Origin of the sequence: Pseudomonas sp. GD04015 (genome assembly GCF_029837675.1) — a bacterium.
GTDB lineage: Bacteria > Pseudomonadota > Gammaproteobacteria > Pseudomonadales > Pseudomonadaceae > Aquipseudomonas > Aquipseudomonas paralcaligenes.
On record NZ_JAOEEE010000009.1, the window covers coordinates 88255 to 102138 of the forward strand.

The following is a 13884-nucleotide window of genomic DNA, read 5'->3' on the forward strand; positions in this document are numbered from 1 at the left end:
TTCGTGCGGTGCGTGCCGCTTCAGACGAAGCAGAGCGACAGCGATTCGGCGATGTAGGCGGGCTTCTCCTCGCCTTCGATCTCCAGGGTGGCCTCGACCTTGAACAGCCACTGGCCGGGACGCTTCTCAGTGATGTCGAGCACCTTGGCGGCCAGGCGCACGCGGGAGTTCACCTTGACCGGCTGGATGAAGCGCACGCTGTCGAGGCCGTAGTTGACGGCCATCTTCAGGCCTTCCGGGGCGAGCATGAGCTTTTCCATCAGCACCGGGATCAGCGACAGGCTGAGGAAGCCGTGGGCGATGGTGGTGCCGAACGGGGTGCGCTTGGCCTTCTCCGGGTCGACGTGGATGAACTGGTGGTCGCCGGTGCACTCGGCGAACTGGTTGATGCGCTGCTGATCGATGGTCAGCCATTCGGAACGTCCGAGTTCCTTGCCTACATAGTCTTGCAGCTGAGCGACGGGAACGAGCGGCATAGATCCTCCTTGAGGATGCGAGGTCAGTTGTTGTTTTTGGTAAGCCAAGCTGGCCCTAGAACAGCATGGCGCGGCGGGACGGGTCAAGCCGAAAGTCGCGGTTTATGGCGCGCCCTTCGTCGTGTCTATAATGGCCGCCTTTCCCTAGCCGGAGGCTCATGCATGCTGCTCCGCGGCCTGACCTGGCTGGTGCTGTTCCAGTTGCTCGGCACCGCCCTCAACGTCCTGTTGCTGCCCATGCTGCCGGGCCCGATCATCGGCATGCTGCTGCTGTTCGTGTTCCTGCTGGTGCGCGGCGAGGTCGGCGAGCCCATGTCCGAGGCTGCCTCGGGCCTGCTGCGCTACCTGCCGCTGCTGCTGGTGCCGCCGGCGGTGGGCATGATGGTCTACGCCGAGCAGATCGCCGCCGACTTCTGGGCCCTGGCCGGCGCGCTGGGCCTGTCGCTGCTGATTTCCCTGCTGTTCGCCGGCTGGCTGATGCAGAAGCTGATCGACCGCCAGGCGCGGCGCGGGGAGCGGCCATGAGCGCGGACTGGCACGGTGCGCTGCAGGCGGTGCTGCACCACCCGCTGTTCGGCGTCGGCATCACCCTGGCCGTCTACCAGCTGGCGCTGGCCGCCTACGAGCGCACCCGCTGGGTGTTCCTGCAGCCGGTGCTGGTGTCCATGGCGGTGCTGATTGGCATCCTGCTGGCCGCCGGCCTGACCTACGAGGAATACCGCGAGAGCACCTTCCTGCTCAGTGTGCTGCTCGGCCCGACCACCGTGGCCCTGGCGGTGCCGCTGTTCCTCAACCTCAAGCGCATCCGCCAGCTGTTCTGGCCGACCCTGATCACTCTGCTGGTGGCGGGGACGTTCGCCACCGTGCTGGGCGTGGCGCTGGCCTGGGCCTTCGGCGCCGAGCGCATGATGCTGATGACCATGGCGCCGAAGTCGGTGACCTCGCCCATCGCCATGCTGGTGGCCGAGCAGATCGGCGGCGTAGCGGCGCTGGCCGCGGTGTTCGTGCTGATCACCGGGGTACTCGGCGCCATGTGCGGCCCCGAGCTGCTGCGCCGCATCGGCGTGCATCATCCGGCGGCCCAGGGCCTGGCCCTCGGCATCACCGCCCACGCGGTGGGCACCGCGCGGGCGCTGCAGGAAGGCGAGGAGAGCGGCGCCTTCGCCGCCCTGGCCATGAGCCTGATGGGCATGCTGACGGCGGTGGCGTTGCCCCTCGTCGTCGCGGCCGTGGCCTGAGGCGACTGTCATGGACTATCCGCTGTTCCCCCTCGACACCGTGCTGTTCCCCGGCTGCGTGCTCGACCTGCAGATCTTCGAGGCGCGCTACCTGGACATGGTCAGCGCCTGCATGCGTCGCGGCGAAGGCTTCGGCGTGGTCGCCATCCTCGAAGGGCGGGAAGTCGGCGAGGCGGCTTCGCGCTTCTCGGCGCTGGGCTGCGAGGCGGTGATCCGCGACTTCCAGCAGCGCTCCAATGGCCTGCTCGGCATCCGGGTCGAGGGTGTCCGGCGCCTGCGGGTGGGCGCGGTCGCGGTGCGCCCGGACCAGCTGACCCTGGCCGAGGTGGATTGGCTGGAGGAGTGCGAGGACGCGCCGCTGCTGGCGGAGCACGCCGACCTGTCGGCCCTGCTCGGCGCTCTGGCCGAGCATCCGATGGTGGCGGCGCTGGGCATGGGCGGCGTGGTCGGCGGACAGCAGGCCCTGGCCAACCAGCTCGCCTACCTGCTGCCGTTCTCCACCGAGCAGAAGCTGCAGGTGCTGGCGGAAGACCAACCGTTGCAGCGCCTGCAACTGATCCAGACGTTCCTCGACCGCCTGCAGGGCGAGATGACCGCCTAGGAACAACTACCGTGGGAGCGGCCTTGGCCGCGAAGCCCTCTGTGGATCATCGCGGCCAATCGGAATACCGACCAAGCCCCTGAACCCCTAGTAACGGTACAGCTGCATCGCCGTCGGCAACGCCCAGGCGCTCGCCCCGCCGAGCAAGGCAACCGTGGCCGGCAGCACCAGCCACCACACCCGCGCGCCCAGCGGGCGCATCGGCTCGCGCCGCTGCAGCCAGGCCAGGCACGCCGCGCACACGCTGCCGGCGAGCAGCGAGCCGGCGAGGATATCGGTCGGCCAGTGCACGCCGAGGTAGACCCGCGACGCAGCGATGCTCAGCGCCGGCAGGCTGGCCAGCAGCAGCCAGGTCAGGCGCGTGCGCGCCGAGGCGCCACGCCCGGCCAGCACGCCCAGGGCCAGGAAGAAGGCGAAGGCCGCCGAGCTGTGGCCGCTGGGCAGGCTGAAGGTATCCAGCGGCTGTTGCAGCACCTCGGGGCGGGCGCGGGCGAACAGCTGCTTGAGGCCGGTGGTGGCCAGCGCGGTGAACAGCGTGCAGCTGGCCAGGAACAGCGCCGCGTGGATGCGCCGCGAGATCAGCAGCAGCACGGTGACTAGCACGCCGGCGGCCACCTGGGTGCGGAAGTCGCCGATGCCGGTGATCAGCATGGCCAGGCTGTCGACGTGGTCGCTGCGGTGTTCCTGGACCAGCGCGATCAACCCCTGGTCCAGTGCGTCGAGGTGGGGGATGCCGATCAGCAGGGCGAGCAGCAGGACGGCGCAGCTGGTGGCCGCCACCGGCACGGTCCAGCGCTGTTCGCGCAGGCTGCTGAAGATCAGCACCACCAGCATCAGGCCGACCCCGCCACCGATGATGCCCGCCGCGCTCCAGAAGCCTTCCGGCAGCGGCAGGCGGATCGCCGCGCCGGTCGCCCAGCCCGGCAGGATGTAGGCCACCGCCCAGCCGGCGGCCGCCAGCAGGCTGACCAGGGCGAAGCGGATGAGCGGCATGTCGAGCATGCCCGCCACCATCGGCAGCATGGGCCGCAGCGGGCCGATATAGCGCCCCACCAGCAGGCTGACCACGCCGTAGCGCTGGAAGTAGGTCTCCGCGCCGCTCAGCCACTCGGGGTGGTCGCGCAACACCGGCAGGCCGCGGATGCCCTGGTGGAAGCGGCGGCCGAGGCCGTAGGAGATCGCGTCGCCGAGCAGGCCACCGGCGTAGGCCAGCAGCAGGGTCTCGCTCAGGCCCAGGGCGCCGCTGCCGGCCAGCACACCCAGGGTGAACAGCAGCACGGTGCCGGGGATCAGGATGCCGGCCACGGCCAGGCATTCGAGGCAGGCGGCCAGGAAGATGGCGAGGCCCAGCCATTCCGGGTTGGCTTCCAGCCAGTGCGACAGGGTCGCGAACCATTCGCTCATGGTTACAGCTCCTCGGGGTTCAGCAGAACGTAGTCGCGACCTTCGACCTGTCCGCGGCGCAATGGGTTGCGTGTGCAGTGCCGGGCATGGGCGGCGTCGACGAAGCGGTAGGGCAGATGCTCGTCACGGCCGGCCGGAATGCCCAGGCGGGTGGTCTGGATGATCTGCACCGGGCGCTGGCCGACGTCCTCGACGAACAGCCGCTGCGGGTCGAAGCGCTGCGCGTCCCACTCCGGCACTTTCAGGCCGAGTGACTTGCACAGCAGGGTCTGGCCGGCGCACAGGCGCTCGGGGTGGCGATGGTCGCCGGCGGCGGAAGGGTTGTTGGCCTGCATGCGCTGCAGGGCGTCCTCGGCGCAGCGCTCGTCGAGCCAGGGCAGGGCGGACTTGATCAGCACCGCGTTGCCCGGGCCGTGGGCACTGAAGTTCAGCGAGTCGCCGCCGCGGGCGTAGTACATGTAGATGTGGCCGCCATCCATGAACAGCGCGCGGCGCTTCTCGGTGTAGCCGAGCGAGGCGTGGCTGCCCTTCTCGGCCAGGTAGTAGGCCTCGGTCTCGATGACCCGCGCGGCCAGCCAGTGGCCGCGATGACGGTGGCGGATGATCTTGCCCAGCAGCGCGCGGGCGAGCAGCTGGGCGTCGCGGTCGAAGAAGCTGTCGGGCAGCGCGGCGGCTGCGGGCCAGGGCAGTGCGGTCATCGCGGTTCCGGAGCGGGAAATCGCGCGATCTTAGCAATGAGCGGCGGTGTCGGCAGTGAATCTTGTTCCGCGATGTTGCATGGGCGCACCCTCCGCCCACGGCAATCGGCTGTTGCAGCGGCTGCCCATCCCATGCCCCGTCATCCCCGCGCAGGCGGGGACCCAAGGGCTGCCCATGGATACCCGCCTGCGCGGGAACGATGGGACTTCTACCTGCGTTTGTCCGACAGGACCTTCGCCCTATTGCCCGAACCATCCGCCCGGCAGTGCTGGGCGAGGCTGGGCATGCCCGCTATAATCAGCCACTTTTTCCAACTGCCAGACCTCCGCCGACCATGACCGAGTCCGTGCTCGACTACATGACCCGCCTGGGCCGCGCCGCGCGCGATGCCTCGCGGGTGCTCGCCCGTGCCAGCACCGCGCAGAAGAACAGCGCCCTGCAGGCCGCCGCCAACGCCCTCGACGCCGCCCGCGCCGAGCTTGCCGCCGCCAACGAGCAGGACCTGGCCGCCGCCCGTGCCAGCGGCCTGGAGCCGGCCATGGTCGACCGCCTGGCGCTGACGCCGAAGGTGATCGACAGCATGATCGAGGGCCTGCGCCAGGTCGCCACCCTGCCGGACCCGATCGGCGAGATCCGCGACATGCGCTACCTGCCGTCGGGCATCCAGGTCGGCCGGATGCGCGTGCCTCTGGGCGTGATCGGCATCATCTACGAGTCGCGGCCCAACGTGACCATCGATGCCGCCAGCCTGTGCCTGAAGTCCGGCAACGCCACCATCCTGCGCGGCGGCTCCGAGGCCATCCATTCCAATCAGGCCATCGCCCGCTGCATCCAGCTCGGCCTGGCCGAAGCCGGCCTGCCGGCCAGCGCCGTGCAGGTGGTGGAGACCACCGACCGCGCCGCCGTCGGCGCCCTGATCACCATGCCGGAGTTCGTCGACGTCATCGTGCCGCGCGGCGGCAAGGGCCTGATCGAACGCATCAGCCGCGACGCCAAGGTGCCGGTGATCAAGCACCTGGACGGCGTCTGCCACGTCTACATCGACAGCGCCGCCGACCTCGACAAGGCCATCCGCGTCGCCGACAACGCCAAGACCCAGCGCTACTCGCCGTGCAACGCCATGGAAACCCTGCTGGTACATGAGGCCATCGCCGCGCGCGTGCTGCCGCCGCTGGCCGCCATCTACCGCGACAAGGGCGTGGAGCTGCGCGGCGACGCCGCGACCCGCGCGCTGCTCGGCGGCGACGTGCTGGAGGCGACCGAGGACGACTGGCGCGCCGAGTACAACGCGCCGATCCTGGCGATCCGCATCGTCGACTCGCTGGATGCGGCCATCGAGCATATCAATCGCTACGGCTCCCAGCACACCGACGCGATCATCACCGAGAACTTCAGCGATGCGCGGCGCTTCCTCACCGAGGTGGATTCCGCCTCGGTGATGGTCAACGCCTCGACCCGTTTCGCCGACGGCTTCGAGTACGGCCTGGGCGCGGAGATCGGCATCTCCACCGACAAGCTGCACGCTCGCGGCCCGGTCGGCCTGGAAGGCCTGACCAGCGAGAAGTACGTGGTGTTCGGCGACGGGCATATTCGTACCTGATGGCGCGTCGCCTCGGAATCCTGGGTGGCACCTTCAACCCGGTGCACATCGCCCACCTGCGCGGCGCGCTGGAAGTGGCCGAGCACATGGCGCTGGACGAACTGCGGCTGATCCCCAGCGCCCGTCCGCCGCACCGCGAGGCACCCCAGGCCACCGCCGAGCAGCGCCTGGCCATGGTCGAACTGGCGGTGGCCGGCGAGCCGGTGCTGCGGGTCGACGACCGTGAGCTGCGGCGCGACAAGCCGTCGTTCACCTACGACACCCTGGAGTCGGTGCGCGGCGAGCTGGCGGCGGACGACCAGCTGTTCCTCCTGCTGGGCTGGGATGCCTTCTGCGGGCTGCCGACCTGGCATCGCTGGCAGGAGTTGCTGAACCACTGCCACATCCTCGTGCTGCAGCGGCCGGATGCCGACAGCGAGCCGCCCGAGGCCCTGCGCGACCTGCTCGCCGCGCGCAGCGTGACCGACCCGCACAGCCTCTCGGGGCCCGGCGGGCAGATCAGTTTCATCTGGCAGACGTCGCTCGCGGTGTCCGCCACCCTGGTTCGCCAGTTGCTGGCGCAGGGGCGTTCGGTGCGTTTTCTGGTGCCCGACGCCGTGCTGGCCTATATCCATACGCACGATCTGTACCGTGCGAAAACCGATTCATGAGGTAACGATGCAAAACGAAGAACTGGTCAAGGTCGCCGTCGCGGCCCTGGAAGACCTGAAAGGTCAGGACATCACCACCATCGATGTGCGCGGCAAGACCAGCGTCACCGATTTCATGGTGATCGCCAGCGGCACCTCCAGCCGCCACGTCAAGTCGATGGCCAACGAGGTGCTGGACAAGGTCAAGGAGCAGGGCGTGCGCCCGATCGGCAACGAGGGTCTGGACGGTGGCGAGTGGGCCCTGCTCGACCTGGGTGACGTGGTGGTCCACGTGATGCAGGTCGCCACCCGCCAGTTCTACGACCTGGAGCGCCTGTGGCAGGGCGCCGAGCAGAGCCGCGCACAGCACCAGGACCCGGCCGAGTAGTGCGTATCAGGCTGATCGCCGTCGGCTCGCGCATGCCGCGCTGGGTGGAGGAGGGCTGGCAGGAGTACGTCAAGCGCCTGCCATCCGAGCTGCCGCTGGAGCTGGTGGAGATTCCGCTGACCACCCGCGGCAAGAACGCCGACGTCGCCCGCCTGATCCGCCAGGAAGGCGAGGCCATGCTGGGCAAGGTCCAGCCCGGCGAACGCATCGTCACCCTGGAGGTCACAGGCAAGCCCTGGAGCACCGAGCAGCTGGCCGTCGAGCTGGACCGCTGGCGCCTGGATGCGCGCACCGTCAACCTGATGGTCGGCGGCCCCGAGGGGCTGGCGCCCGAGGTCTGTGCGCGCAGCGAGCAGCGCTGGTCGCTGTCGCCGCTGACCCTGCCGCACCCGCTGGTGCGCATCCTGGTCGGCGAGCAGATCTACCGTGCCTGGACCGTGTTGTCCGGGCATCCGTACCACAAATAAGCAGTCGCCATGCCGCAACCGATCCGCCTGAAGGACCACGAGAAGGACGCCCGCTTGGTGCGTCGTCGCGTCGTCGTCGGCGGCATCACCGTGCTGTTGCTGACCTGCGTGCTGATCGCCCGCATGTACTACCTGCAGGTGATCCAGTACGAGCACCACTCGACCCTGGCCGAGAACAACCGCATCCACGTGCAGCCGATCCCGCCTACCCGCGGGCTGATCTTCGACCGCAACGGAGTGATCATCGCCGACAACCGGCCCAGCTTCAGCCTGACCGTGACCCGCGAGCGTGCCGGCGACTGGCACCAGGTGCTGGACGTGATCGTCGAGGTGCTGCAGCTCACTGCCGACGACCGCGCCCTGTTCGAGAAGCGCATGCGCCAGGGGCGGCGGCCGTTCGAGCCGGTGCCGGTGCTGTTCGAGCTGACCGAGGAGCAGATCGCCCGCATCGCGGTGAACCAGTTCCGCCTGCCCGGTGTGGACGTCAGCGCCCAGTTGGTGCGCCACTACCCGCAGAAGGGGCACTTCGCCCACTCGGTCGGCTACGTCGGGCGCATCAATGAGAAGGAACTCAAGGAACTCGACTCGGCCGACTACGCCGGTACCCACCACATCGGCAAGACCGGCGTCGAGCGCTTCTACGAAGATCTGTTGCATGGCGAAGTGGGCTACGAGGAAGTCGAGACCAATGCCCGGGGCCGTGTGCTGCGGGTGCTCAAGCGCACCGATCCGGCGCCCGGCTTGGACCTGACCCTGACCCTCGACGTGAACCTGCAGGAGGCTGCCGAGGACGCGCTGGGCGGGCGTCGCGGCGCCGTGGTGGCCATCGAGCCGGCCACCGGCGACGTGCTGGCCATGGTCAGTCAGCCCAGCTTCGACCCCAACCCCTTCGTCACCGGCATCGGCTTCCAGGCCTATGCCGACCTGCGCGACTCCATCGACCGGCCGCTGTACAACCGGGTGCTGCGCGGCCTGTACCCGCCGGGCTCGACCATCAAGCCGATGGTGGCGGTAGCCGGCCTGGACGCCGGCGTCGTCACCCCGCAGACCCGGGTCTACGACCCCGGTTTCTATCAACTGCCCGGCAACACCCACAAGTACCGCAACTGGAACCGCTCGGGCGACGGCTCGGTGAACCTGGAGTTCGCCATCATGCGGTCCAACGACACCTACTTCTACGACCTCGCCCACAAGATGGGCGTGGACCGCATGCACGAATACATGACGCGCTTCGGCCTCGGCCAGCGTGTGTCGCTGGACATGTTCGAGGAAGCCTCCGGGCTGATGCCGTCGCGCGAGTGGAAGCGGGCCCGCTACCGCCAGGCCTGGTACCCGGGCGAGACGCTGATCCTCGGCATCGGCCAGGGCTACATGCAGACCACGCCGCTGCAGCTGGCCCAGGCGGTGACCCTGATGGCGACCCGCGGCAAGTGGATACGCCCGCACCTGCTCAAGCAGGCCGACGGCATGTCCCCCCACGAGCTGATGGAGCAGGACCTGATGCCCCACGTGGCGACTCCGCCGGACATCCAGCTGCGCGACCCGAAGTTCTGGGACTACGGGCGCAACGGCATGGAAATGGTGATGCACGGTCCGCGCGGCACCGCGGCCAAGGTCGGCGCCACCTCGGTGTACCGCATCGCCGGCAAGAGCGGCACGGCCCAGGTGGTCGCCATCAAGCAGGGCGAGAAGTACGACCGCAGCAAGATCGCCGAGCGCCACCGCGACCACGCTCTGTTCGTCGCCTTCGCGCCGGCGGAGGACCCGAAGATCGCGGTGGCGGTGATGGTGGAGAACGGCGAGTCCGGCTCCGGTGTCGCGGCGCCTGTGGTCAAGCAGGTGATGGACGCCTGGCTGCTGGGCGAGGACGGCCAGCTCAAACCCGAGTTCCGCCCGCTGGCGCCCGCCGCCACCCAGGAGGCCAGCGTACAGCGATGAAACGCCAGGATTTCGACCGCACCATTTCCGACCAGGACGTGTTCAAGCGCCGCGCCAGCCTGCTGCAGCGCCTGCACATCGACGGCTGGCTGCTGCTGATCCTGCTGGTGCTGTGCGCCGGCAGCCTGTTCGTCCTCTATTCGGCCAGCGGCAAGAACTGGGACCTGGTGATCAAGCAGGGCACCTCGTTCGGCATCGGCCTGGTGGCCGCCATCGTCATCGCCCAGTTCGAGCCGCGTTTCATGGCGCGCTGGGTGCCGCTGGCCTACCTGGCCGGCGTCGGCCTGCTCACGGCGGTGGAGGTGATGGGCCACACGGCCATGGGCGCCACCCGCTGGATCAACATTCCCGGGGTGATCCGCTTCCAGCCCTCGGAATTCATGAAGATCATCATGCCGGCGACCATCGCCTGGTACCTGGCCCGGCACAATCTGCCGCCCAAGCTCAAGCACATCGCCATCAGCCTGGTGCTGATTCTGATCCCCTTCGTGCTGATCCTGAAGCAGCCGGACCTGGGCACCGGCCTGCTGATCCTCGCCTCGGGCGCCTTCGTGCTGTTCATGGCCGGCCTGCAGTGGCGCTGGATCATCGGCGCGGCGGCGGCGGTGGCGCCCATCGCGGTGGGCATGTGGTTCTTCGTCCTGCGCGAGTATCAGAAGCAGCGGGTGCTGACCTTCCTCGACCCGGAGAGCGACCCGCTGGGCACCGGCTGGAACATCATCCAATCCAAGGCGGCCATCGGTTCCGGCGGCGTGTTCGGCAAGGGCTGGCTGCTCGGCACCCAGTCGCACCTGGATTTTTTGCCGGAAAGCCACACGGACTTTATCATTGCCGTGCTGAGCGAGGAGTTCGGCATGGTCGGAGTGTGTATCCTGCTGCTGGTCTACCTGCTGCTGATCGCCCGCGGACTGGTGATCACGGCCCAGGCGCAGACGCTGTTCGGCAAGTTGCTGGCCGGCAGCATGACCATGACGTTCTTCGTCTACGTATTCGTTAACATCGGCATGGTGAGCGGTCTGTTGCCGGTGGTGGGGGTGCCCCTGCCCTTCATTAGCTACGGCGGAACCCATCTGGTGACGCTGTTGTCCGGGTTTGGGGTTTTGATGGCGATCCAGACGCACCGCAAGTGGATCGCCCAGTCATGACAAGAGTGCAGAATTTGAATCAAGCAATGCGTAGCTGGGGAGTCGCCGCGATGGCGATGCTCGGTCTGGCCGGCCAGGTCCAGGCCGCCGGGGAATACCAGGGCTCGCCCAGGGTCGCCGAGTTCATCGGCGAGATGACCCGCGACTATGGCTTCGCCGGCGAGCAGCTGACCGCGCTGTTCGACCAGGTGGAGCGCAAGCAGGCGATCCTCGATGCCATCTCCCGCCCGGCCGAGAAGGTCAAGCCGTGGAAGGAATACCGGCCGATCTTCATCACCGAAGCGCGCATCAGCAAGGGCGTGGACTTCTGGAACAAGCACGCCGAGGCCCTGGCCCGTGCCGAGCAGGAGTACGGGGTGCCGGCCGAAGTGATCGTCTCGATCATCGGCGTGGAAACCTTCTACGGCGGCAACACCGGCAGCTGGCGGGTGCTCGATGCGCTCTCCACCCTGTGCTTCGACTACCCGCCGCGTGCCGAATTCTTCTGCCAGCAGCTGCGCGAATTCCTCATCCTGACCCGCGAGCAGCAGGTCGACCCGCTGACCCTGAAAGGCTCCTACGCCGGTGCCATGGGGCTGCCGCAGTTCATGCCGAGCAGCTTCCGCGCCTACGCCGTGGACTTCGACGGCGATGGCCACATCGACATCTGGACCAATCCGGTCGATGCCATCGGCAGCGTCGCCAGCTACTTCAAGCGCCACGGCTGGGTCAGCGGCGGACCGGTGGTCAGCCGCGCCCAGGTCAAGGGCGAGCAGGCCGACAGCGGCCTGACCCAGGGCCTCGACCCGGTGAAGAACGTCGGCGAGCTGCGCGCCCTGGGCTGGGTCAGCGCCGACGTGCTGCGCGACGACATCCCGGTCACCGCCTTCCGCTTCGACGGCGCCGAGGGCCAGGAGTACTGGATGGGCCTGCCCAACTTCTACGTGATCACCCGCTACAACCGCAGCGCCATGTACGCCATGGCCGTCCACCAACTGTCCGGCGAGCTGGTCGCCAAGCGGGGTCGTCCTTGAAGTCCGTCCTGCGCATCCTGACCGCCACGGGCCTCGGCCTGGCGCTGGTCAGCTGCTCCAACAACCGCGCCCCGCAACCCGTCGAGCCGGGCTCCCAGCCGATCTCCGGCCCTTCCGCCTACAACCGTCCGCACCGTGATGGCGCGCCCTGGTGGGACGTCGACGTTTCGCGCATCCCCGACGCGGTGCCGATGCCGCACTACGGCAACTACAAGGCCAACCCCTACACGGTGCTGGGCAAGACCTACTACCCGATCCAGGACGGGCGCCGCTACGCGGCCACCGGCACCGCCTCCTGGTATGGCACCAAGTTCCACGGCCAGGCTACCGCCAACGGCGAAGCCTACGACCTGTACGGCATGACCGCCGCGCACAAGACCCTGCCGCTGCCGAGCTACGTGCGGGTGACCAACCTGGACAACGGCCAGAGCGTGATCCTGCGGGTCAACGACCGCGGCCCGTTCTATTCCGATCGCATCATCGACCTGTCCTTCGCCGCGGCGAAGAAGCTCGGCTATGCCGAGAGCGGCACCGCCCGGGTCAAGGTCGAGGGCATCGATCCGCACGAATGGTGGGCGGCCCAGGGGCGTCCGGTGCCGATGGTGCTGGCCCAGCCGAAGATGGCCGCCCAGCCCGCGCCGACGGCCCCGGTGGCGGTTGCCCAGGCCCAGCCGATCGAGCAGTACACGCCGCCGCCCGCGCAGCACGCGGCCGCCGTGCTGCCGGTGCAGATCGACGTAAAAAAAAACGCTTCGCCCGCAGCGTCTGGCCTGTATCTCCAAGTGGGCGCCTTCGCCAATCCGGACGCTGCGGAACTACTCAAGGCCAAGTTGAGCCAAACGGTGCCTGCCAAGGTGTTTATCAGCTCGGTGGTACGCAACCAGCAGATCTTGCACCGGGTGCGCATGGGGCCGGTCGAAACCCAGGCTGAGGCCCAGCAGCTGCAGGACAGCGTGCGTCTGGCCAACCTCGGCGACCCGGCCCTGGTCAGGCCGGACTAGCAACTTCGTCCGTCGCCTCCGTGGCGGCGGTGAATGCAGGCGGATTCCGGTCCGCCTGTGCCATTGTTGAACAGCTATTCAGAGAGACGGATGAACATCTCCCGCTTTGCCCAACGCCTTGCCCTGCTTGCCACCCTGCTGATCGCCCCGCTCGCCGCCTCCGCCGACTCGGCGATTCCCTCGCCGCCGCAACTGGCCGCCAAGTCCTACGTGCTTATGGACGCCGCCAGCGGCAAGGTGCTGGTGGAGAACAACGGCGACCAGCGCCTGCCGCCGGCCAGCCTGACCAAACTGATGACCGCCTACATCGCCACCCTGGAAATCCGCAAGGGCAAGATCGGCGAGCAGGACCTAGTGACCGTCAGCGAGCACGCCTGGCGCACCGGCGGCGCCGCGTCCGGCGGCTCCACCATGTTCCTGCCGCTGAACAGCCAGGTGACGGTGGACGACCTGCTGCACGGCATCATCATCCAGTCCGGCAACGACGCCAGCATCGCCATCGCCGAGTACATCGCCGGCAGCGAGGACGCCTTCGCCGACATGATGAACGCCGCCGCCGAGCGGCTGGGCATGAAGAACTCCCACTTCATGAACGCCACCGGCCTGCCGCACCCGGAGCACTACTCCAGCGCCCACGACATGGCCATCCTGGCCCGCGCCATCATCCACGAGGACCAGGCTCACTACGCGATCTACTCGCAGAAGGAATTCCTCTGGAACAACATCAAGCAGGGCAACCGCAACCTGCTGCTGTGGCGCGACAGCACCGTGGACGGCCTGAAGACCGGCCACACCCAGGAAGCCGGCTACTGCCTGGTGGCGTCCGCCGTGCGCGACGGCGCACGGATGATCACCTCGGTGTTCGGTACCGACAGCGAGAAGGTCCGCGCCGCCGAGACCCAGAAGCTGCTGACCTACGGCTTCCGCTTCTTCGAGACCCAGACCTTCTACAAGAAGGGCCAGGAAGTCGCCCAGGCCCAGGTCTGGAAGGGCACCACCCGCCAGGTCAAGGCCGGCCTGGCCGAGGACCTCAGCCTGACCCTGCCCAAGGGCCAGGCCAAGCAGCTCAAGGCCACCATGGCGCTCGAACCGCAGCTGGAAGCGCCGCTCAAGCCGGGCGATGTGGTCGGCAAGGTCGAGGTCAAGCTGGGCGAGGAGCTGGTGCACACCGCCAACCTGATCGCCCTGGAGCCGGTGGAGGAGGGTGGCTTCTTCCGCCGCCTGTGGGATAGCATCCGCCTGTTCTTCTACGGACTGTTCAACTAAAGAGTCGCCTGGCGGCCTT

At 68.2% G+C, this 13884-nt stretch carries 15 protein-coding genes; 12 read left to right on the plus strand and 3 right to left on the minus strand.

The window, feature by feature from the left end; translation table 11 throughout:
• Window positions 1-20: 20 nt before the first annotated feature.
• Window positions 21-476 (minus strand): MaoC family dehydratase, encoded by a 456-nt coding sequence (locus tag N7640_RS10450; RefSeq protein ID WP_220811886.1) that lies wholly within the window; start codon window positions 474-476, stop codon window positions 21-23.
• Between the two features lie 162 nt (window positions 477-638).
• On the opposite strand from N7640_RS10450, the gene N7640_RS10455 reads away from it, so the two are divergent.
• From N7640_RS10455 to N7640_RS10465, 3 genes are read left to right on the plus strand one after another with little or no spacing between them, the layout of a single operon-like run.
• On the plus strand, window positions 639-1001 hold the full coding sequence (locus N7640_RS10455; RefSeq protein ID WP_279902791.1) for a CidA/LrgA family protein: 363 nt from the start codon (window positions 639-641) through the stop codon (window positions 999-1001).
• Window positions 998-1714 carry an LrgB family protein gene (locus N7640_RS10460; protein WP_279902790.1) on the plus strand — a complete coding sequence of 239 codons (717 nt, stop codon included), beginning with the start codon at window positions 998-1000 and terminating at the stop codon, window positions 1712-1714. The genes N7640_RS10455 and N7640_RS10460 overlap by 4 nt, the downstream gene beginning before the upstream one ends.
• A gap of 10 nt (window positions 1715-1724) precedes the next feature.
• Window positions 1725-2315, plus strand: coding sequence for an LON peptidase substrate-binding domain-containing protein (locus N7640_RS10465; protein WP_279902788.1), 591 nt, complete (start codon window positions 1725-1727; stop codon window positions 2313-2315).
• A gap of 87 nt (window positions 2316-2402) precedes the next feature.
• On the opposite strand, the gene N7640_RS10470 is transcribed toward N7640_RS10465, so the two are convergent.
• The gene (locus tag N7640_RS10470) at window positions 2403-3719 is read right to left on the minus strand and encodes a bifunctional DedA family/phosphatase PAP2 family protein (RefSeq protein WP_279902787.1); all 1317 of its coding nucleotides are present in this window, start codon (window positions 3717-3719) and stop codon (window positions 2403-2405) included.
• Between the two features lie 2 nt (window positions 3720-3721).
• On the minus strand, window positions 3722-4417 hold the full coding sequence (locus tag N7640_RS10475; RefSeq protein WP_279902785.1) for a DNA-3-methyladenine glycosylase: 696 nt from the start codon (window positions 4415-4417) through the stop codon (window positions 3722-3724).
• A gap of 335 nt (window positions 4418-4752) precedes the next feature.
• Here N7640_RS10475 and N7640_RS10480 point away from each other — a divergent pair, with 335 nt between their 5' ends.
• From N7640_RS10480 to N7640_RS10520, 9 genes are all read left to right on the plus strand, one after another.
• A complete protein-coding gene (locus N7640_RS10480; RefSeq protein WP_279902784.1) occupies window positions 4753-6018 on the plus strand; it encodes a glutamate-5-semialdehyde dehydrogenase in 1266 nt (421 codons plus the stop codon).
• Window positions 6018-6668 carry a nicotinate-nucleotide adenylyltransferase gene (gene nadD / locus N7640_RS10485; protein WP_220811900.1) on the plus strand — a complete coding sequence of 217 codons (651 nt, stop codon included), beginning with the start codon at window positions 6018-6020 and terminating at the stop codon, window positions 6666-6668. The genes N7640_RS10480 and nadD overlap by 1 nt, the downstream gene beginning before the upstream one ends.
• A 7-nt stretch (window positions 6669-6675) precedes the next feature.
• A complete protein-coding gene (rsfS, locus tag N7640_RS10490) occupies window positions 6676-7035 on the plus strand; it encodes a ribosome silencing factor (protein WP_192321419.1) in 360 nt (119 codons plus the stop codon).
• Entirely contained in the window at window positions 7035-7502 is a 468-nt protein-coding gene (gene rlmH, locus N7640_RS10495; RefSeq protein ID WP_279902782.1) for a 23S rRNA (pseudouridine(1915)-N(3))-methyltransferase RlmH, read from the plus strand. The genes rsfS and rlmH overlap by 1 nt, the downstream gene beginning before the upstream one ends.
• A gap of 9 nt (window positions 7503-7511) precedes the next feature.
• Window positions 7512-9440, plus strand: a complete 1929-nt coding sequence (mrdA, locus tag N7640_RS10500; protein WP_279902781.1) for a penicillin-binding protein 2 — start codon at window positions 7512-7514, stop codon at window positions 9438-9440.
• Window positions 9437-10585 (plus strand): rod shape-determining protein RodA, encoded by a 1149-nt coding sequence (gene rodA, locus N7640_RS10505; protein ID WP_279902780.1) that lies wholly within the window; start codon window positions 9437-9439, stop codon window positions 10583-10585. Before mrdA ends, rodA begins: the two co-directional genes overlap by 4 nt.
• A gap of 26 nt (window positions 10586-10611) precedes the next feature.
• Complete coding sequence (gene mltB, locus N7640_RS10510) at window positions 10612-11598, plus strand: lytic murein transglycosylase B (protein ID WP_220811908.1); 987 nt, start codon at window positions 10612-10614, stop codon at window positions 11596-11598.
• Window positions 11595-12599, plus strand: a complete 1005-nt coding sequence (locus N7640_RS10515; RefSeq protein WP_279902779.1) for a septal ring lytic transglycosylase RlpA family protein — start codon at window positions 11595-11597, stop codon at window positions 12597-12599. The genes mltB and N7640_RS10515 overlap by 4 nt, the downstream gene beginning before the upstream one ends.
• 90 nt (window positions 12600-12689) lie before the next feature.
• Window positions 12690-13865, plus strand: a complete 1176-nt coding sequence (locus N7640_RS10520; protein WP_220811912.1) for a D-alanyl-D-alanine carboxypeptidase family protein — start codon at window positions 12690-12692, stop codon at window positions 13863-13865.
• Window positions 13866-13884: the final 19 nt, after the last annotated feature.